We start from the raw sequence: 19314 nt of genomic DNA, 5'->3' as shown, positions 1-19314 counted from the left end.
TAGCGATCTCCTTCGTTGGCAGATTGATTATGCCGGATGATCTCTAAATGTGGATGGCACGATTATGCGGGATACTTACAGTAACACGGAGGAACATACCAAAGCCATCGGTTAGTTTATATTCCTTCTCAAGGGGTTTTGCATTTTTTGCTTTAATATCAGTTAGTGACATGAAAACACCCCCTCGATTGTTGGTAAAAGGCAAATCGAACCAGCATTACCAGCATTTTTACCATCAAAATGATATGGCTTCGAGTGGTTTTTAGTGAACGAGGGTGAACGTGAAAGAAGGGATAACCAACTGATAGAAATGCAGAAAGCAGACGTCAGTGAACGTCTGCTTCCCTTAAATTGGCTCCTCTGACTGGACTCGAACCAGTGACATACGGATTAACAGTCCGCCGTTCTACCGACTGAACTACAGAGGAATCGTGTGAACGAGGCGAATATTAGCGATGCCACTCAGCGTTGTCAAAGCCTGAATAGATAAATGCGATCGTTTGCTGAAATATTCCCCATTTCGCCGCTTATTCAGACGCAACCGGTTATTTTATGCACTTTTCACGCTCGGGACGAGGGTATTTCCATAACCAGCGGCCTGTAACCATACGCCAGTAAAATAACGCGGCGCGCACGGCCCAGTCGAAGAACATCCCTAACCAAACGCCGACTACGCCCCATCCTAATACAATTCCCAAGGTGTAACCCGCCACAACGCGACAGCCCCACATGCCCAACATCGATACCCACATCGCAAAACGCACATCACGTGCGCCCTTAAACCCTGATGGTAGCACCCAGGATGCTGCCCATATCGGCATAAACGCTGCGTTGAGCCAAATTAGGATGACTATGACCTCTTTTACATCCTGATCGTGGGTATAAAATGAGGCCATAACGCCGGCAAAAGGGGCGGTTAGCCAGGCGATGGCGGTTAAGCCGATTGTTGATAGCCAGAATATATGGCGTAACTGGATTTCCGCTTGGGCAATCTGACCATTTCCCAGACGCCTGCCGGTAATGATTGTCGACGCGGAGCCTAAAGCATTCCCCGGCAGGTTGATGAGCGCGGCGATAGAAAAGGCAATGAAGTTTCCGGCAATTACGCTGGTTCCCATGCCGGAGACAAACATTTGCGTTAACAGTTTACCGCCATTAAATAGCACTGACTCAATACTTGCCGGAATACCGATCCCCATAACTTCCCAGATAATGGCGAGATTGAGCGGCTTAAAATAGCTTTTGAAGGGAATTCGCAGCGCCGGATTAAAACCAATCATCAGCACCCAGATAATGGCGAACGCACCGATGTAGCGTGAAATGGTCAGCCCGAGTCCTGCCCCCACAAATCCCAGCCCTTGCCAGGAAAAGACCCCGTAAATCAGGATGCTACTGATGATGATATTTAGAATATTCATACCGCCATTAATCAACAGCGGAATTTTGGTATTTCCGGCTCCGCGGAGTGCGCCGCTACCGATCAAAGCAATGGCTGCCGCCGGGTAGCTGAGCACCGTTAGTTCCAGATAGGTGAGTGCCAAAGCCTTAACATCGGGGGTTGCTTCACCGGCGACAACGTCAATAATCTGTTCACCAAAATAGTGAATGACCGCTGCCAGCGCGGTAGCAAAAATCGTCATGATCACCAGCGATTGTCTGGCTGCTGCCCTTGCCCGTCGACGATCACGTTTTCCCAGGCTAAATGCTACCACCACCGTTGTTCCCAGATCGATGGCGGCAAAAAACGCCATGATGACCATGTTGAAACTGTCGGCGAGACCAACGCCAGCCATTGCTTCTTTTCCCAACCAGCTAACAAGGAAGGTACTCAGTACGCCCATCAACAGTACACAGGTGTTTTCCAGAAAAATGGGGACCGCAAGCGGAGTGATTTCGCGCCAAAAGAGAACCTTATAACTCTTGCGTTTGGCATACCAGGGCGTGCGGGAAGCGACCTGGCGTAAGGCAGCGGAGACGTTCAAAGTGGACCTTAAAGAAGAAAGTTGAAACCTCATTTCAAATGATGAGGGAGAATCCAAAAAGCTGCAAAGTTTTTTCCATTTAAAATGTCTGGAAATGCAACAAACTGTCGAGAGAAGCATCAATTGAAACTTATTCGGGGAAATGGGGTTTGACAAAAATTTTTTCGCCGCTAAGATAAGCCTCCACAACGATTCCTCTGTAGTTCAGTCGGTAGAACGGCGGACTGTTAATCCGTATGTCACTGGTTCGAGTCCAGTCAGAGGAGCCATATTTAAGAAGCCCGCTTAAGGAAACTTAAGTGGGCTTTTTGTGTTCTCAGTCCAATGCATCCACCTGACGAGCAGGTGGAGCGTGATGTGTTTCGAATCAGAACTGATAGCTGGCGGTGACGCTGACGTTGCGCGGCTCGCCATAGACGATAGATCCGTCGACATTGGTGTCGTAGGTTTTATCGAACAGGTTATTGAGGTTACCCTGCACAGAGAAATTTTTCGTCACCTGATAGCGAGTGAATAAATCGACCAGGGCGTAGCTTCCCTGTTCCGCACGGAATGTGCCAAACGGCGTGACCGTATCGCTATAAACACGATTCTGCCAGTTAACCCCACCGCCCACGGTCAGTTCCGGCATGGCTGGCAGGCGATAACGGGTAAACAGTTTTACTGTGGTACGCGGTAGGTTCGGGTTTACCGCATTGCCTTCGTTGTCTTCAGCAACATAGCGTGTCGCGCCGAACGTCATCTGCCAGTTATCGGTGATCGCACCGTTAACTTCGAATTCGACCCCTTTGCTGACCGTTCCATCCATCGCTCTATAGGCCGTGTCGCCATTGCTACCGGCAATTGGTACGCCGGTTGATTGGCCCACGTTATCCTGTTCAATGCGGAACACCGCGAGGGTGGTGGTTAAACGGCTGTTCATCCAGTCGGACTTCAGGCCAAGTTCATAGTTATTGCCGGTAATTGGGGAGAGATATTTACCGGAACTGTCGCGCTTGTTCTGCGGCTGGAAGATTGAGGTATAGCTGGCGTACGTAGACCAGTTATCGTCAATGTCATACACCAGGCCCGCATACGGCGTGGTATGGTTTTGTTCCATGCTGTAGGCGAGGGTGTCGATACGCCAGTTGGTATAACGCGCGCCGACAATCAAATGCAGTGGGTCGGCCAGCGAAATACGTGTTGCGGCGTAGAGCGATTTCATGTGCGTGGTATCGTCCTGGGCCAATGACTGCGGGTTCCAGTTGGTTTCCGGGAAGTTACCATCGAAGGTATAGAAGCTGCCGATTTCGTTGGGGAATACGTTCGCCCACGCGCTTTCGTAACGGTTATTCTGTTTACTGTAGCTGCCGCCCAGCATCAGATTATGCTGACGACCAAACAGGTCGTAACCGCCGTCGGCGAACAGATCGACGGCATCTACCTTACGCTTGCCGCTGTTCCAGCCGGTACCTCCGACGTAGTCATAGCCCGGACCATAGCTGCCATACGGGCCAATCAGCGTACCATCGGCTTTATTGACATAGGCATCGACGTACATCATTTTACTGTCAAACTTGACCTCGGAGTGGGTGGCATTCATTGTCGCCTGCCAGGTATCGGCAAAACGTTGCTTGATGGTGACAAACACTTTGTTGAAGTCTTTATCGTTGTACGCCCAGTCCGGCGCAGTGCTGCGCGAGCGGTCATAGTTGTTTTTGCTGCCGTCGGTATTCCAGCGCGGCAATCCACCCCAGGTTGGGCTGTTGATATCAATGCGCTGGTATTCATAACCCGCAGACAGGCTGGTGGTGTCGCCCAGATCGGCATCGACAATCCCGGAGAAGAACATTTTTTCGCTATTGTAGCGATCAAGCCAGGCGTCGTTATTCTGGTAGCCCGCCACGATGCGCCCGCGCACGTTGCCGTCTGCCGTGAGCGGGCTTTGCAGATCGGTCACATATCGTTGTTTATTCCAACTGCCATATTCCGCAGAAACATTACCGGTGAACTCGCGGCTGGTGGCATGCTTACGGATCATATTAATCGACGCTGAGGGGTTACCCGTCCCGGTCATTAGCCCGTTTGCGCCACGGACAACTTCGACACGCTCAAAAAGGGCCGTGTCGGAAAGGGCATCACCGAGATTCCAGCGGGATTCAAAATAGGTCGGAATCCCATCGACCATATAGTTATCAATCTGAAATCCGCGAGAGTAATAGCTACTGCGATCTGAATCCGCCTGACTTCTGCTTATCCCCAACGTGTTGTCCATCACATCGCCCAGCGTTTGCAGTTGCTGATCTTCCATGCGCTGCTGACTGATAATACTGACTGATTGCGGAATATCGCGCTGCGTCATCTGCATTTTGGTGCCAGCAGTCGTTGATTTGATGCTGTAATCCTGCTCCTCGCTGGATGTAGTTGGAGCAGAGCCCTCAACGATAACCGTCTCTTCAGCAGGGGCTGCGAGGCTGGTGGAAGGCAATAGTGCTAACGTGATGCAGGCTGCCAGTACAGAAGGGGCAAGCCCAGGTTGGCGTTGGTCATCCCCGTTGTGTGTTGTGAAAGACATCGAAAAGTCCTTGATAATTATTAATATTAAGTTCGAATCACTGAGGTTGCGATGAACTTTTTGGTTGTAAATTATTAAGTTTACATTGAATGCAAATGCGAAATATACGCATTCACATTCAATGTGTAAACAGATGCTACGGCATAAATGAAATGTTGTTTCAGTACTATGCTTAAGCAATAGCGACGGGAAATGGTTATAAGAACAACAGTGGCAGGGCTTTTTGCTTAAAAAATCGAGGGTTAAAGTTGAAAGAGCGTGAGTAACTCGCTCATACTCTATACTCGCAGAGTGACCCGGCGTAGCATGGCATAACGCTTGGGCTGTTAATGAAAAAGGAAAACGTCGTGGCAGAAGAAACTATATTCAGCAAAATTATCCGTCGTGAAATTCCGTCAGATATCGTGTACCAGGATGAACTGGTCACTGCGTTTCGTGATATTTCCCCTCAGGCACCTACGCACATTCTGATCATTCCTAACGTCCTGATCCCGACCGTCAACGATGTGACGGCGGAACACGAGCAGGCGTTGGGTCGCATGATCACCGTAGCGGCGAAAATCGCCGAGCAGGAAGGCATTGCTGCGGATGGGTATCGTTTAATTATGAATACCAATCGTCACGGCGGTCAGGAGGTGTATCACATTCATATGCACCTGCTGGGTGGACGTGCGCTGGGTCCAATGCTTGCGCATAAAGGTCTGTAAGCATGACCAGAGGATGCATTGCACTTTCACTGAGCTTGCTGCTACTGGCTGGCTGTCGGGCACATCCTGAAATTCCGGTAAGTGATGAACAGTCGCTGGTGATGGAATCAACGATTCTGGCGTCGGGCATTACAGCAGAACAACCGACGTTAACCACGTCTGATATTCAGGCCTCAGCATCCTCGCGACTTTATAACGAAAGACAAGAACCCGTTACCGTTCATTATCGGTTTTACTGGTATGACGCCAGAGGACTGGAAATGCATCCTCTGGAAGCGCCACGCAGCGTGACTATCCCGGCTCATTCGTCGGTGACGCTGTACGGCAGCGCCAATTTTTTGGGGGCGCACAAGGTTAGACTTTATCTTTATTTGTAAGGGGTGAATCTTGATGATCAAAATGAATCGCTACGCACTGATTGCCGCGCTGGCGATGTTTCTCTCTGGCTGTGTGGCGCAACGTGAGCCCGCCCCCGTAGAGGAAGTGAAGCCGGTGCCGGAACAGCCCGCGCAGCCGCAACAACCGGTGCCGGTTGTACCAACGGTGCCAAGCATACCGCAGCAGCCGGGTCCGATTGAGCACGAGGACCAAACGGCGCAGCCGACGCCACGTCAACGTCACTATGACTGGAACGGAGCTATGCAACCGATGGTCGGCAAAATGCTGCAGGCTGACGGTGTCAAAGCGGGAGGCGTTCTGCTTGTTGATAGCGTGAATAACCGGACCAACGGCTCGTTGAATGCCGGTGAAGCTACCGAGACCTTGAGGAACGCGTTGGCGAATAACGGCAAGTTTACCCTGGTTTCCGCCCAGCAGTTGGCTGTCGCCAAACAGCAGTTAGGTTTGTCGCCGAACGACAGTCTGGGAACGCGCAGCAAAGCGATTGGTATCGCCCGTAACGTTGGCGCACAGTATGTGCTCTATTCCAGCGCCTCCGGCAACGTCAATTCGCCGGCCCTGCAAATGCAATTAATGCTGGTACAAACTGGCGAGATAATCTGGTCAGGTAAAGGTGCCGTACAGCAACAATAACCGGCTAACGCGCGACGAGGTGTTGTCGCGCTATTTCCCGCAGTATCATCCCGTCGTAGCCAACCAGAGCGGCCTGAGCGGCGGGAGCTGCATCATCGAACACGATACCCACCGCTTAGTGTTGCGCTGTCATCACGACCCTGACGCGCCGGAATCGCATTTCTTACGCCACTATCACGCGTTAAAGCATCTGCCTGAAAGCCTTGCGCCGCGCCCCCGCTTTTATATACGAGGGTGGATGGCGGTCGACTATTTTCACGGTAAGGTTGAATCCATATTACCGGACGCCGACGAACTCGCTGGCTTATTGTATCATCTGCACCAACAACCCCAATTGGGCTGGCGAATCAGTCTGCTGCCGCTACTCGAACAGTACTGGCAGTGTGGCGATCCGGCGCGTCGCACGCCATGCTGGTTGCGAGCGTTGAAGCGGCTCAGGAAAAGCGGTGAGCCTCGACCTTTGCGTCTGGGGCCTCTGCATATGGATGTCCACGGTGACAACATCGTACGTACAGTATCAGGACTGCGGCTGATTGACTGGGAATATGCCGGAGACGGTGATATCGCTCTGGAACTGGCGGCGGTTTGGGTCAACGACGAATCTCAGCACCAACGGCTGGTTAGCGCCTACGCCCAACGAGCGCACATTGAACAAAACGCGCTGTGGCGGCAGGTCAGACGATGGCGGCCCTGGGTCATAATGCTGAAAGCGGGGTGGTTTGAGTATCGCTGGCGACAAACTGGCGATCGACAATTTATCAGGCTGGCCGATGAAACCTGGCGGCAGCTAATAATGAAAGGATAAGGAGAGCAGTGTGGGCCCAGTAATGTTGGATGTCGAAGGGTATGAGCTGGACGCTGAAGAGCGTGAGATTCTGGCGCATCCGCTGGTAGGTGGGTTGATCCTCTTTACCCGAAATTATCATGACCCGGAACAGTTGCGTGAATTAGTGCGCCAGATTCGCGCGGCATCACGCAATCATCTGGTGGTGGCGGTAGATCAGGAAGGCGGCAGGGTACAGCGTTTTCGCGAAGGATTTACGCGTCTGCCTGCGGCCCAATCCTTTGCTGCGCTGCACGGTCTGGAAGACGGCGGCAATCTGGCTCAGGACGCAGGATGGCTAATGGCAAGCGAAATGATCGCAATGGATATAGATATCAGTTTTGCGCCGGTGCTGGATGTGGGGCATATCAGCGCGGCGATTGGGGAACGCTCTTACCATGCCGATCCGCGGAAAGCGCTGGCTATGGCGACCCGCTTCATTGACGGTATGCATGCTGCTGGCATGAAAACTACCGGTAAACATTTCCCCGGGCATGGGGCTGTGACGGCGGATTCGCATAAAGAAACCCCAACCGATCCACGTTCAGAAGCCGAAATTCGTGCAAAAGATATGTCCGTGTTCCAGACATTGATTACGGAAAACAAACTCGATGCCATTATGCCTGCGCATGTCATCTACAGTGACGTGGACCCGCGTCCGGCGAGCGGTTCGCCACACTGGCTGAAAACGGTGCTGCGTCAGGAGCTTGGTTTCGATGGCGTCATTTTCTCCGATGATTTGTCGATGGAAGGGGCGGCGATTATGGGAAGCTATGCGGAGCGTGGTCAGGCATCGCTGGATGCGGGTTGCGATATGATCCTGGTCTGCAATAATCGTAAAGGCGCGGTCAGTGTGTTAGATAATCTGTCGCCGATCAATGCAGAACGTGTTACACGTTTGTATCATAAAGGTTCATTTTCACGTCAGGAACTGATGGACTCGGCACGCTGGAAGACGGTAAGCGCCCAGCTCAACCAGCTTCATGAGCGCTGGCAGGAAGAGAAAGCAGGTCATTAACGCAAGTTTGGCGAGGATGCGATGATTATCTATTTACACGGTTTTGACTCTAACAGCCCGGGCAACCACGAAAAGGTGTTGCAGCTGCAGTTCATCGACCCGGATGTCAGGCTGATTAGCTACAGTACGCGGCATCCTAAACATGACATGCAGCATCTACTGAAAGAAGTGGACAAAATGCTGCAGCTTAATGTGGACGACCGTCCGCTGATTTGTGGCGTGGGGCTCGGGGGATATTGGGCTGAACGGATTGGTTTCCTGTGTGATATTCGTCAGGTAGTGTTTAATCCCAACCTGTTCCCGTATGAGAACATGGAAGGAAAAATCGACAGGCCTGAAGAGTATGCCGATATCGCGACAAAATGCGTGACCAATTTCCGCGAAAAGAATCGCGATCGCTGCCTGGTGATCCTGTCACGTCATGATGAAGCGCTCAATAGTCAGCGTTCGTCAGAAGAGCTGCATCATTTTTACGAGATAGTCTGGGACGAAGAGCAGACGCACAAGTTTAAGAATATCTCCCCGCATTTGCAGCGCATCAAAGCGTTCAAGACGTTAGGTTAATCCTCAATGAACGTGTAAAAAACCAGCCTTCGGGCTGGTTTTTTTGTTCTTAAAGTTCGTGTTGTCTATCTTTTCAGCATCAAAACTTGATACACATCAATTTTGGTATGACCAATGCACCGTTCGTGTTATTCTCACTCTCGAAGAACATTTTCATTATCGTAACTTGTTGTTAATTAAAGGCTATGCTTATAACTTTTAATTAACAATTGGTTAATAAATTTAAGGGGGTCACGTTGACTACACCATTAAAAAGAATCGTGATTGTCGGCGGCGGTGCTGGCGGACTGGAAATGGCGACACAGCTGGGTAAAAAGCTGGGACGCAAGAAAAAGGCCAAAATCACGCTGGTGGACAGAAACCACAGCCATTTATGGAAACCGTTACTGCATGAAGTCGCGACGGGTTCCCTGGACGAAGGCGTGGATGCACTGAGCTATCTGGCGCATGCCCGTAACCACGGTTTCCAGTTTCAGTTGGGTTCGGTGGTGGATATCGATCGCGAAGCGAAAACCATTACTCTTGCCGAGCTGCGCGATGAGAAGGGCGAGCTGCTGGTTCCTGAGCGCAAAGTCCCGTATGACACGCTGGTGATGGCGTTGGGTAGTACCTCCAACGATTTCAATACGCCGGGCGTCAAAGAAAACTGCATTTTCCTGGATAACCCGCATCAGGCGCGTCGTTTCCACCAGGAGATGCTGAATCTGTTCCTGAAGTATTCCGCGAATCTGGGCGCTAACGGCAAAGTAAATATCGCCATTGTCGGCGGCGGTGCGACGGGGGTTGAACTCTCAGCCGAGCTACACAATGCGGTAAAACAGCTGCACAGCTATGGTTACAAAGGGCTGACCAACGAAGCGCTGAACGTTACGCTGGTAGAAGCCGGTGAGCGTATTCTGCCTGCGTTGCCGCCACGTATTTCCAGTGCTGCGCATAATGAGTTAACCAAACTGGGCGTACGCGTACTGACCCAGACGATGGTAACCAGCGCTGATGAAGGCGGACTGCATACCAAGGATGGCGAGTACATTGAAGCCGATCTGATGGTGTGGGCTGCGGGGATCAAAGCGCCAGACTTTATGAAAGACATTGGCGGTCTGGAAACCAACCGTATCAACCAACTGGTGGTTGAGCCGACTCTGCAGACCACGCGCGATCCAGACGTGTACGCGATTGGCGACTGCGCTTCCTGCGCTCGCCCGGAAGGTGGTTTTGTGCCGCCGCGCGCTCAGGCTGCGCACCAGATGGCAAGCTGCGCAATGAACAACATTTTGGCGCAGATGAACGGCAAGCCGCTGAAAGCGTATCAGTACAAAGACCACGGCTCTCTGGTTTCACTTTCTAACTTCTCTACCGTGGGTAGCCTGATGGGTAACTTGACCCGTGGTTCGATGATGGTAGAAGGGCGTATTGCGCGCTTTGTGTACATCTCACTGTACCGCATGCACCAGATTGCTCTGCACGGTTACTTTAAAACCGGTCTGATGATGCTGGTTGGCAGCATTAACCGGGTGATCCGCCCGCGTCTGAAACTGCATTAATACGGCTTATGGCGTCGGATGTTTGTACTTATCCGGCGCCTTCCTTCAGAGTTCTCCGAATCATCCTGCCTTCGCTCCTCCTCGTGCTATTTTCATCCGTAATCTGATTGGCATTCCTTACCTTCTGTTGCAAAGTTGTTGCTAATAGCAAAAAAGGAGGAAGTCCCGTGAATAAATCTATGTTGGCGGGTATAGGGATTGGCGTAGCTGCTGCGCTGGGTGTTGCAGCGGTGGCCAGTCTTAACGTTTTCGAGCGTGGCCCACAGTATGCTCAAGTTGTCTCTGCAACACCGATTAAAGAGTCGGTAAAAACACCGCGCCAGGAGTGTCGGAACGTGACGGTCACGCACCGTAAGCCGGTACAAGATGAAAACCGTATCGCGGGATCCGTGCTGGGTGCGGTTGCTGGTGGCGTTATCGGCCATCAGTTTGGCGGCGGACGCGGTAAAGATATTGCTACCGTGGCCGGTGCTTTAGGCGGCGGTTATGCAGGTAACCAGATCCAGGGTTCGATGCAAGAAAATGATACGTACACTACTACGCAGCAGCGTTGTAAAACGGTGTATGACAAATCTGAAAAAATGCTGGGCTACGACGTGACGTACAAAATTGGCGATCAGCAGGGGAAAATCCGTATGGATAAGGACCCCGGCGCGCAAATTCCGTTGGATAACAACGGACAGTTGGTACTAAATAACAAAGCGTAAAATAGCATTATCCTGAACATTAGCCCCCCATTCGCTCAGGCTGGGGGGCTTTTTTTATCAGAAGGTTAAGGCGTAGTTCAGACCAAACGTGCGGCCCCGGCCCTTGTATTCATACAGTGACGGGCTACCGTAGGTGGGGCTGTACAGCAGTGGCGCACGTTGTCCCCACAGCGTGGTGTACTCTTCATTCAGCAGGTTTTCCACGCTAAAGGTCAGTTTACCCAACGGGAGCTGATAGCTGCCGATAAAGTCCATCGTGTTATAGCCGTCCAGCTTATTGCCGCTGGCGTCCGTCAGATCAAATGTTTGCTGGCTCTGTACACGCAATGTCCACGGTTCAGGTGCCCAGCCGACCCACGCGGTGGCTTTGGACGGGGAAGCCAGGGTGACATCCCATTTCTGCCACTTACCGTTTTGCTTCACTTCCGATTTAATGACGTTGAAGTTGCCGCCCAGACTCCAGTCCGTATCCGCAATGAAATAATCCACCGCACCTTCAAGGCCATAAATACGGCGATCATCAGGCTGGACGTTAATGGTCATATCGCTACGGTTGATAACGATCGATTTATCCGACGTAGAGTAGTAAGCGGCCAGCTGCGTGCGCAGACTGTCGCCAGTGTAGCGCCATCCCAGTTCGTAGGAGTTAACTTTAATCCCCTCCAGGCGTGAGTCCGCCACGTTGACGCTGCGCTGGAGCTGGTAATGATCGCCAACCAGGGAATAGGTGCCGTTACCGTAATATTTCCCCGGGTCCGGAAGCTCCACGCCCTGAGAGAAGTTAAACCATGTCTGCTGACGGTCGGTCAGGTGGGCGAGAATACCGGCGTTAAACAGGAAATTATCGTAATCGGTTTTACCGCCAGGAATGGTATCGGCGGAGTTTGCCAGACCGGTGGCAATTCCCTGTTGTTGGGCATAGCCCACGAAATCATCCACCCTGTTTTCGGTCCATTGATAGCGCACACCGCCGCTGAGGGTAAAGATGTCGTTAATGTCATAGCTGTTCTGCAGGAAAGGCGCGAAGTTGGTGATGCTGTAACCGGGGTAACGCCCGGTGGTATAAGCGGTTCGGTTGTCCATACCGCCGGAGGGCAGGGACCAGGCCAGATCGAAGAATTTCTGATTGGAATCGAAGGTTTCGTGATCGGCATCGACACCCCACGTCAGCTCCCAGTTGTCCATCAGCTGGCTGTTGAGGGTGATTTTGGCACCAAACTGGTCTGTGTCCTGCTGCGATGCGGAGAAACTGGTGACCTTGCCTTTGCTTAGCGTAGGGAAGGGGTAGAATTTTAGCGATTCGTCACGGTAATAGATTTGGCTGACCAGGTTCTGGCCGAAGAAATCCGCGTCTGAATACTGCAGGCTGATCAGATGACGCTCGGTGCCGGGAATACGATCGGAATTCAGTCCGCTGCTGGTATAAGCCTTACCGTTTCCCGTCACGGCGGACATGTTCTCGCCAAGATCCAGTCCGTAATCGTCATCCCCCTGGCTCTTATAATACTGCGTAACCAGTTGTAACTGACGGTTGTCGTCAAGCTCAATCGTTCCGGTGCCCATCACGTCCAGACGATCGGAGTGCTGCAGGCCGGTTTGGGTGTTATCCAGCAGCAGGGCATCGTGATTGCCGTCATACCAGCCGCCAAACCGTTGATACGCGACGGACATACGCCCGGAAGCGCGATCGGTTCCTCCGCTCACCGCCGCGGCAACGCGTTCATCATGATCGTTACTGTTATTGAAGCCGCTTTTACTCCCCAGTTCGAGTTCTACTTCACGCTCCGGCTGGCCTTTTTTGGTGACAATGTTGATTAACCCACCGGTACTGCCGCCGCCATACAGTGAGGTTGCACCTGAGATGACTTCAATGTGTGCGATGTTAAACGGGTCAATAGAATCCAGTTGGCGACTGTCAGTACGCGAGGAGTTCAGACGGACACCGTCTATCAGTACTACGATGGCACGACCGCGCATATTCATGCCGTAGTTTGTACGCCCCTGGCTGCTGACATCGATTCCTGGGATTAACTGAGCAAGAATATCTTTGAACTCTTTCCCCCCCTGAACCTGCTGTTCAATCTCGCTTCCTTCAATAACCCAGGTCGTTTGCGCCATTTCTGCCACGGTGCGTTGACTACGGTTGGCACTGACGATGAGGTTATCTTCCTCAGCCGCGATGGCTGGGAGAGTTAAAGACAACAAGAGAGGATTGAGCACCCAGAGACGCTTATGCATTCGTATTCCTTTTAAAAAGAGTCGATCTGTTTTTGTTATGGCGGTAGAGAAACCGATGGTTACATTGTGAAACAGGCGTTAAAACAAATGCGAATATTGCTGATAATAATTGTTGTTATCAATACATTTTACAAAAAATGATCGGATAAGATGCTGAAAACACTGAATAATGTAGGGGTAATCCGCGGGAATCTAACCGGGGGCTTAATCAGCTCCCGGTGGTGTCAGTGCTGCGGGGAAATAGCGGGAAAGGGTTAAACTTTGATAAGTTCAGGCCACAGTCGCAGAGTCGTGTGTGCGATCTGCATCAGTTTTTCAAACGTCGCGCCTTCACGGGCGCTGATCGACATACCCTGTAAAATACAGTTCAGGTATTCGGCCAGTTTTTGCACGTCGCAATGGGCCGGAATTTCGCCTCGTTGCTGGCGCTGGTGAAGGAACTGGGTAAGCGTCTGTTCCTGCATTGCATGGCGGGATTTCACCGTGTGCGCAATATCCCGGGAAGAGGCCGCCAGTGTCGCGGATGTGTTAATCATGAAACATCCCGCCGGGGTGTCTTTACTGGTAAAGCAGGTCGCTATTGCGGTGAAATAGTCTTCCAGCGCGCACTCAAGACTTTTTTCTTCACAAAATAACTGGGCTTCATGTTTCGCCGCGAAGCGGGTGATGTAGCGGTCCAGTACGGCACGAAACAACCCCTCTTTATTGGTGAACTCCGCATACAGCGTGGGCGCTTTTGCGCCGGTTGCTTCTACCAGATCGGCGAGCGATGTCGCTTCATACCCGTGCTGCCAGAAGAGTGTCATGGCCTTATCAAGCGCGGCTTCCCTGTCGAACACTTTTGGTCGGCCACGGCTTTTTTTAGCACAACCTGTCATTTCAGTTGTCATGGCGCCGATGTACCTTTGTTGGGTTTATTGAATAACCATTATAAAAATATTCGACTGCACACTCCAGCGGATTAGCGATAAAAATAATTTAACGCTATTGATATGAAAAATAAGGTCTTTGTATTTTATATAACGATCATTACAAAAAAATGTTGACGTGTGACCTGGATCACATCTATGATTTACCTATCGATCGTTAAGTTAATCTTTGCGACACACATTCATCTGCTAAAGGTCACTATCATGAAAAACGTAAAAACTCTGTTTGTTGCTGCTGTTCTTAGCTCACTCTCATTTGCAAGCTTTGCTGCCGTTGAAGTTCAGGCCACACCTGCGGGCCAACAGAAAGTCGGTACTATTTCTGCGAATGCGGGGACTAACTTAGGTTCTCTGGAAGATCAACTGGCGCAGAAAGCGGATGAGATGGGGGCGAAGTCTTTCCGTATTACTTCTGTTACCGGTCCTAACACCCTCCACGGGACTGCAGTTATCTACAAATAAGATTTAACCCATCGCAATGCCACTGCGAGTTAAATAAAAAACCCCCGCGGAATAAAATCCAGCGGGGGTTTTTTATGCGCTGAGTTTACAGCGGTTGTTGAGCAACGTCGTGATGACGGGTGACATCGACCGGCATGCCTGAGCGAATCTCCATCGCATGTTCCATGACGGCAGGGTCCGTTTGCGCCGCATTCTTAAACGTCTGCATGGATGCGTTCAGCACGATCGGCAGCAATTGCGGGTCGTCATTGATTTTTTCGGACAACGGCTGGTGTACTTCAACCAGGCGCACGCCGTTAGGTTCAACAGATGCTTTGATTGGCGTATTGATAATATTGACCTTGGTTCCTGGCTTCACCTGACGGAACAGGGTTTCGATATCACCGTCGCGTAGACGAATACAGCCGGAACTGACGCGCATTCCGATGCCAAAATCAGCATTGGTTCCGTGCAGCAGGTACACACCGCCGTATGCCGCTAAGCGAATGGCATGATGGCCCATCGGGTTATCCGGCCCGGCAGGCACCACGGCAGGAAGGTCGATCCCGTTCGCTTTGTATCGCGCGCGGATATTTGCCGTAGGCGTCCAGGTCGGGTTGGCACGTTTATCAGAGATGGTGGTTACCATTGTGGGCGTCAGCGTGTCACCGCCTAACTGGCCAATACCAATAGGATACACGGTCACCGAATTTGTCCCCGGCTGGTAATAATAAAGACGCAGTTCGGCGAGGTTGATAACAATGCCTTCGCGCGGCGCGTCCGGCAGCAGGGTTTGCAACGGAATAGTCAGCACGCTGCCAGGTCGTGGTACGTAAGGGTCAACGCCGGGGTTGGCCTGTAGCAGCGCCAGAAAGCCGACATTGTATTTTTTCGCAATCGCTTCCAGAGAACCGCCATTGTCTTCGACAACGTGAACGGCATTCTGACCCACCACGCGGCTTCCCGGTGGCGGCAGCGGCCAGGTATTTGCCTGGGCCGGAAGTGCTAACGCGAAGGTCGCGGCAAGCGTAAAAAATGCTAACCAGCGAGAGAGTCGTTTATTGTTTAACATCACCATAAATCCATTGTTTTTACGTGGTTTTTATTATGTAAAAGTAAACAAGAATTATGGCGGTTTGCAGTGTCGGGAAGTGCAGGGAAGTGCAAAGAGTTTGTAAATTCATCAGGCCGGGTGAGTGGAGGACTCACCCGGCTTGACGCTAGGCTACGGCGTTCTCTTCAAGCTGGCGCATAAACTGGCGAACCCAGTCGATCCGTGCTTTACGCTCGCCCAACTCCTGCATGAATTTCAGGCGTGTTGGACCATCCAGACGGAAGTGTTGCGGTTGTTTTTGCAGTAAACCAATTAGCCAGACCGGGTTAACGTGGTTTTTCTCGGCAAACTCAATAGTACCGCCTTTTTCATTGCCTTCGAGCTTTCTGATCCCCAGTTTCTGTGCCTGCTGGCGTAAACGGGCAATATCCAGCAACGTCCGGGCCGGGTCGGGCAGCAGGCCAAAACGGTCTATCAGCTCGACCTTAATTTCTTCCAGCTCGGTTTCGCCTTTCGCACTGGCAATGCGCTTGTAGAACGACAGTCGCGTGTTGACATCCGGGATATAGTTATCCGGCAGAAGCGATGGCATGCGCAGTTCGACTTCGGTTTGCTGGCTGGTGAGATCTTCCAGCGACGGTTCACGCCCTTCTTTGAGCGCATCGACAGCGTTTTCCAGCAGCTCCATATACAGTGAGAAACCGATGCTTTCCATAGAGCCACTTTGATCTTCGCCCAGCAGTTCCCCTGCGCCACGAATTTCGAGGTCGTGGGTCGCCAGCGCAAAACCTGCACCTAAATCTTCCAGCGAGGCGATGGCTTCCAGGCGTTTTTGTGCGTCGGTGGTCATCGCTTTTGGATGCGGCGTTAGCAGCCAGGCGTATGCCTGATGGTGTGAGCGTCCCACACGACCCCGTAGCTGATGCAATTGTGCTAAACCGAAGTGGTCAGCTCGTTCAATGATGATAGTGTTGGCAGTGGGAATGTCGATCCCGGTTTCGATAATGGTGGTACACACCAGCACGTTAAAACGCTGGTGGTGGAAATCGTTCATCACGCGTTCCAGCTCGCGCTCGCGCATTTGCCCGTGGCCGATACCAATGCGCGCTTCCGGCACCAGTTCCGCTAATCTGTCAGCGGTTTTCTGGATATTTTCGACGTCGTTAAAGAGATAATAAACTTGTCCCCCGCGCATAACTTCACGCAGGATAGCCTCGCGTACCACCAGGTTGTCATATTCGCGCACGAAGGTTTTGACCGCCAGACGACGAGCGGGCGGTGTGGCGATGATCGACAGATCGCGCATGCCGCTCATCGCCATGTTGAGCGTGCGTGGAATTGGCGTTGCTGTCAGAGTCAGAATATCCACATCCGCGCGCATTGCCTTGATACGCTCTTTGTGGCGAACGCCGAAACGGTGCTCTTCATCGACAATCAGCAGCCCCAGATCTTTTAGCTTCACATCCGCTTGCAGCAGTTTGTGAGTGCCGATGAGAATATCGATTTTACCTTCGGCAACCTGCTCCAGAATCTGCGCTTGCTCTTTGGCGCTACGGAAACGGGACAGCATCTCAATGCGTACCGGCCAATTGGCAAAACGGTCGCGGAAGTTGTCGAAGTGCTGCTGAGCGAGCAGGGTGGTCGGTACCAACACGGCAACCTGCTTGTGATTCTCTACGGCGAGGAAGGCGGCACGCATTGCGACTTCGGTTTTACCAAAGCCGACATCGCCACACACCAGGCGGTCCATGGCCAGCGGTTGACACATATCGCTGAGTACCGCGTTGATCGCCTGCGCCTGGTCGGGCGTGGTTTCAAACGGGAAGCTGTCGCAAAACAGCTGGTACTGTTCACGGTCATGCTTAAAGGCAAAGCCTTCTTTCGCTGCGCGCTGGGCATAAATATCCAGCAGCTCTGCCGCGACATCGCGGACTTTCTCAGCGGCTTTCTGTCGGGCGCGTGACCAGGCATCGCCGCCCAGTTTATGCAGCGGCGCATTCTCTTCCGCGCCGCCGGCGTAGCGGCTTATCAGATGCAGCGACGACACCGGCACATACAGTTTGGCGTCGTTGGCATAGGTGAGCATCAGGTATTCACCGGTGATGCCGCCCGCTTCCAGCGTGGTCATACCGGCATAGCGACCCACGCCGTGCTCCAGATGAACCACTGGCTGACCGGGATGCAGCTCCGCGAGGTTACGAATTAACGTATCCGGGTTGATGGTGCGACGAGAATCCTGGCGGCGACGCGCCACACGTTCACCGAGCAGATCGCTTTCACAAATCAGCGCCAGATTGCGTTTGCTATCGATGAAGCCGTGCTCGGCTGAGCCAATCATCAGATAACGACCGTTGTCTACGGCTTCGTCGAGTCGCAATATCCGCTTCGGCGCGACTTTGATGCGGGCGAGCAGTTCGCCTAGCGCTTCCCGGCGTCCTTCACTTTCCACCGAGAAAATTACCGGACCGGTAAAGCCTTCAAGGAATTTACGTAATGCATCTAACGGTGCTTTTTGCTGTGCCTGAACGGCGATATCCGGCAGCTTCTGGAACCCGAGGTTGGTATTCGCCGCTTTCTTCGGCAGACTCTCGGTTTTCAGCTGAACACGCGGCCAGCGTTTAAGTTCAGAAAACAGCTCATCAACCCGCAGCCACAGCGATTCCGGTGGCAGAAGCGGGCGCATCGGATCAACGCCGCGATTCTCAAAGCGTGACAGGGTATCGGCCTGGAAGCGTGCAGCGCTGGTCTCGATATCGCCAGTATTTACTAATAACGTATTGGCGGGGAAGTAACTGAACAGCGGCGGCAGCGGCTCGCTGAAAAACAGCGGCTGCCAGTATTCAATCCCCGTAGGTAACGTGCCTTTGCTGACCTGTTGATAAATATGCTCGGCGTCGCGTTTCACCTCAAACGTATCACGCCACTGACTACGGAACAGCTCAATGGCCGTTTTGTCAGTCGGGAATTCGTGTGCGGGCAGCAAATTAATGGCATCGACTTCTTCCAGCGTGCGCTGAGTGTCAGTATCAAACAGACGCAGGCTGTCGATTTCGTCATCAAAGAAATCCAGACGATAAGGCAATTCGCTGCCCATCGGGAACAGATCTAACAATGCGCCACGCGTGGCGTATTCGCCGTGTTCCATGACCTGATCAACATGGCGATAGCCAGCACTGTCCAGTTGTTCGCGCAGGGCGTCGCGCGAAAGCCGCTGGCCTTTTTTCATGACCAGCGCATGACCGTGCAGATAGCTGTGCGGACAGACACGCTGCATCAACGTATTTACCGGAACGATCAGTACGCCGCGCTGCATGGCGGGCAGTTGATACAGCGTGGAGAGCCGTGAGGAGATAATCTCCTGATGGGGAGAAAAGCTGTCATAGGGAAGCGTTTCCCAGTCGGGCAGGTTCATCACCATCTGGTCAGTAAACTGACGAATTTCATCATGCAGACGCAAAGCATTTTGCATGTCCGGCGCGATCAGCACCACTGGACCCGCGTGACGTTCGGCGATTTCGGCGACCAGCGTTGCGCAGGCGGCACCCGTAAGCTCACCCAACTGGCGCTGATCGGAAGCGCCCGTTGGGAGCGTGTAACGATGTTGTTCAGGCATTCGGTTGTCAGGATCTCATTTAGATATACATCTGATAAGCAATGTTCTTTATTATCCGTGATCGTTTCTCATAAGCAAATTGATTCGCCCCCGAATGGGGGCAAAAAGCGC

At 52.2% G+C, this 19314-nt stretch carries 15 protein-coding genes, 2 tRNA genes and 1 pseudogene; 10 read left to right on the top strand and 8 right to left on the bottom strand.

Features of this window, described 5'->3' with window-relative positions; genetic code table 11:
• Window positions 1-79 precede the first annotated feature (79 nt).
• The 3 genes and pseudogenes from OGV93_RS21790 to OGV93_RS21780 form a co-directional block, all read right to left on the bottom strand.
• Window positions 80-172, bottom strand: a pseudogene (locus OGV93_RS21790) (Arm DNA-binding domain-containing protein); the annotation flags it as partial.
• Window positions 173-352: 180 nt separating this feature from the next.
• Window positions 353-428 (bottom strand) — tRNA-Asn (locus tag OGV93_RS21785).
• 117 nt (window positions 429-545) lie between these two features.
• Window positions 546-2015: an EmmdR/YeeO family multidrug/toxin efflux MATE transporter gene (locus tag OGV93_RS21780; protein ID WP_278249402.1), complete on the bottom strand. Its 1470-nt coding sequence runs from the start codon at window positions 2013-2015 to the stop codon at window positions 546-548.
• Between the two features lie 160 nt (window positions 2016-2175).
• On the opposite strand from OGV93_RS21780, the gene OGV93_RS21775 reads away from it, so the two are divergent.
• Window positions 2176-2251, top strand: a tRNA-Asn gene (locus OGV93_RS21775).
• Between the two features lie 98 nt (window positions 2252-2349).
• On the opposite strand, the gene fhuE is transcribed toward OGV93_RS21775, so the two are convergent.
• Window positions 2350-4536, bottom strand: a complete 2187-nt coding sequence (fhuE, locus tag OGV93_RS21770; protein ID WP_287110134.1) for a ferric-rhodotorulic acid/ferric-coprogen receptor FhuE — start codon at window positions 4534-4536, stop codon at window positions 2350-2352.
• A 347-nt stretch (window positions 4537-4883) separates the two neighbouring features.
• On the opposite strand from fhuE, the gene hinT reads away from it, so the two are divergent.
• The 8 genes from hinT to OGV93_RS21730 all read left to right on the top strand — a co-directional run bounded on the left by hinT (window position 4884) and on the right by OGV93_RS21730 (window position 10928).
• Window positions 4884-5243 (top strand): purine nucleoside phosphoramidase, encoded by a 360-nt coding sequence (gene hinT, locus OGV93_RS21765; protein ID WP_016156204.1) that lies wholly within the window; start codon window positions 4884-4886, stop codon window positions 5241-5243.
• Between the two features lie 2 nt (window positions 5244-5245).
• Window positions 5246-5620 carry a YcfL family putative periplasmic lipoprotein gene (locus OGV93_RS21760; protein ID WP_019076489.1) on the top strand — a complete coding sequence of 125 codons (375 nt, stop codon included), beginning with the start codon at window positions 5246-5248 and terminating at the stop codon, window positions 5618-5620.
• A gap of 13 nt (window positions 5621-5633) precedes the next feature.
• Window positions 5634-6275: a penicillin-binding protein activator LpoB gene (lpoB, locus tag OGV93_RS21755; protein WP_016152673.1), complete on the top strand. Its 642-nt coding sequence runs from the start codon at window positions 5634-5636 to the stop codon at window positions 6273-6275.
• Window positions 6256-7080 (top strand): thiamine kinase, encoded by an 825-nt coding sequence (gene thiK / locus OGV93_RS21750; RefSeq protein ID WP_287110132.1) that lies wholly within the window; start codon window positions 6256-6258, stop codon window positions 7078-7080. The genes lpoB and thiK overlap by 20 nt, the downstream gene beginning before the upstream one ends.
• A 10-nt stretch (window positions 7081-7090) precedes the next feature.
• On the top strand, window positions 7091-8116 hold the full coding sequence (nagZ, locus tag OGV93_RS21745) for a beta-N-acetylhexosaminidase (RefSeq protein WP_016152675.1): 1026 nt from the start codon (window positions 7091-7093) through the stop codon (window positions 8114-8116).
• A gap of 21 nt (window positions 8117-8137) precedes the next feature.
• Entirely contained in the window at window positions 8138-8680 is a 543-nt protein-coding gene (gene ycfP / locus OGV93_RS21740; protein WP_003030817.1) for an alpha/beta hydrolase YcfP, read from the top strand.
• Between the two features lie 236 nt (window positions 8681-8916).
• Window positions 8917-10221: an NADH-quinone dehydrogenase gene (gene ndh, locus OGV93_RS21735; RefSeq protein WP_016152676.1), complete on the top strand. Its 1305-nt coding sequence runs from the start codon at window positions 8917-8919 to the stop codon at window positions 10219-10221.
• A gap of 167 nt (window positions 10222-10388) precedes the next feature.
• Window positions 10389-10928: a glycine zipper 2TM domain-containing protein gene (locus OGV93_RS21730; protein WP_003030814.1), complete on the top strand. Its 540-nt coding sequence runs from the start codon at window positions 10389-10391 to the stop codon at window positions 10926-10928.
• A 57-nt stretch (window positions 10929-10985) separates the two neighbouring features.
• Here OGV93_RS21730 and OGV93_RS21725 read toward each other — a convergent pair whose 3' ends face one another.
• Together OGV93_RS21725 and comR are read right to left on the bottom strand one after the other, a co-directional pair.
• Complete coding sequence (locus OGV93_RS21725; RefSeq protein WP_287110130.1) at window positions 10986-13166, bottom strand: TonB-dependent siderophore receptor; 2181 nt, start codon at window positions 13164-13166, stop codon at window positions 10986-10988.
• Window positions 13167-13420: 254 nt separating this feature from the next.
• A complete protein-coding gene (gene comR, locus OGV93_RS21720) occupies window positions 13421-14056 on the bottom strand; it encodes a TetR family copper-responsive transcriptional repressor ComR (RefSeq protein WP_016156207.1) in 636 nt (211 codons plus the stop codon).
• A 243-nt stretch (window positions 14057-14299) separates the two neighbouring features.
• On the opposite strand from comR, the gene bhsA reads away from it, so the two are divergent.
• Complete coding sequence (gene bhsA, locus OGV93_RS21715; protein WP_029139491.1) at window positions 14300-14557, top strand: multiple stress resistance protein BhsA; 258 nt, start codon at window positions 14300-14302, stop codon at window positions 14555-14557.
• An 85-nt stretch (window positions 14558-14642) separates the two neighbouring features.
• On the opposite strand, the gene ldtC is transcribed toward bhsA, so the two are convergent.
• Together ldtC and mfd are read right to left on the bottom strand one after the other, a co-directional pair.
• On the bottom strand, window positions 14643-15608 hold the full coding sequence (ldtC, locus tag OGV93_RS21710) for a L,D-transpeptidase LdtC (RefSeq protein ID WP_049041343.1): 966 nt from the start codon (window positions 15606-15608) through the stop codon (window positions 14643-14645).
• Window positions 15609-15756: 148 nt separating this feature from the next.
• A complete protein-coding gene (gene mfd / locus OGV93_RS21705; RefSeq protein ID WP_016152681.1) occupies window positions 15757-19203 on the bottom strand; it encodes a transcription-repair coupling factor in 3447 nt (1148 codons plus the stop codon).
• Window positions 19204-19314: the final 111 nt, after the last annotated feature.

This window comes from Citrobacter sp. Cb031 (genome assembly GCF_030336725.1).
In the GTDB taxonomy this organism is placed as follows: domain Bacteria; phylum Pseudomonadota; class Gammaproteobacteria; order Enterobacterales; family Enterobacteriaceae; genus Citrobacter; species Citrobacter braakii.
The sequence above is the reverse complement of the archived record's forward strand: the minus strand, read 5'-3'. Positions and strand labels throughout refer to the sequence as shown.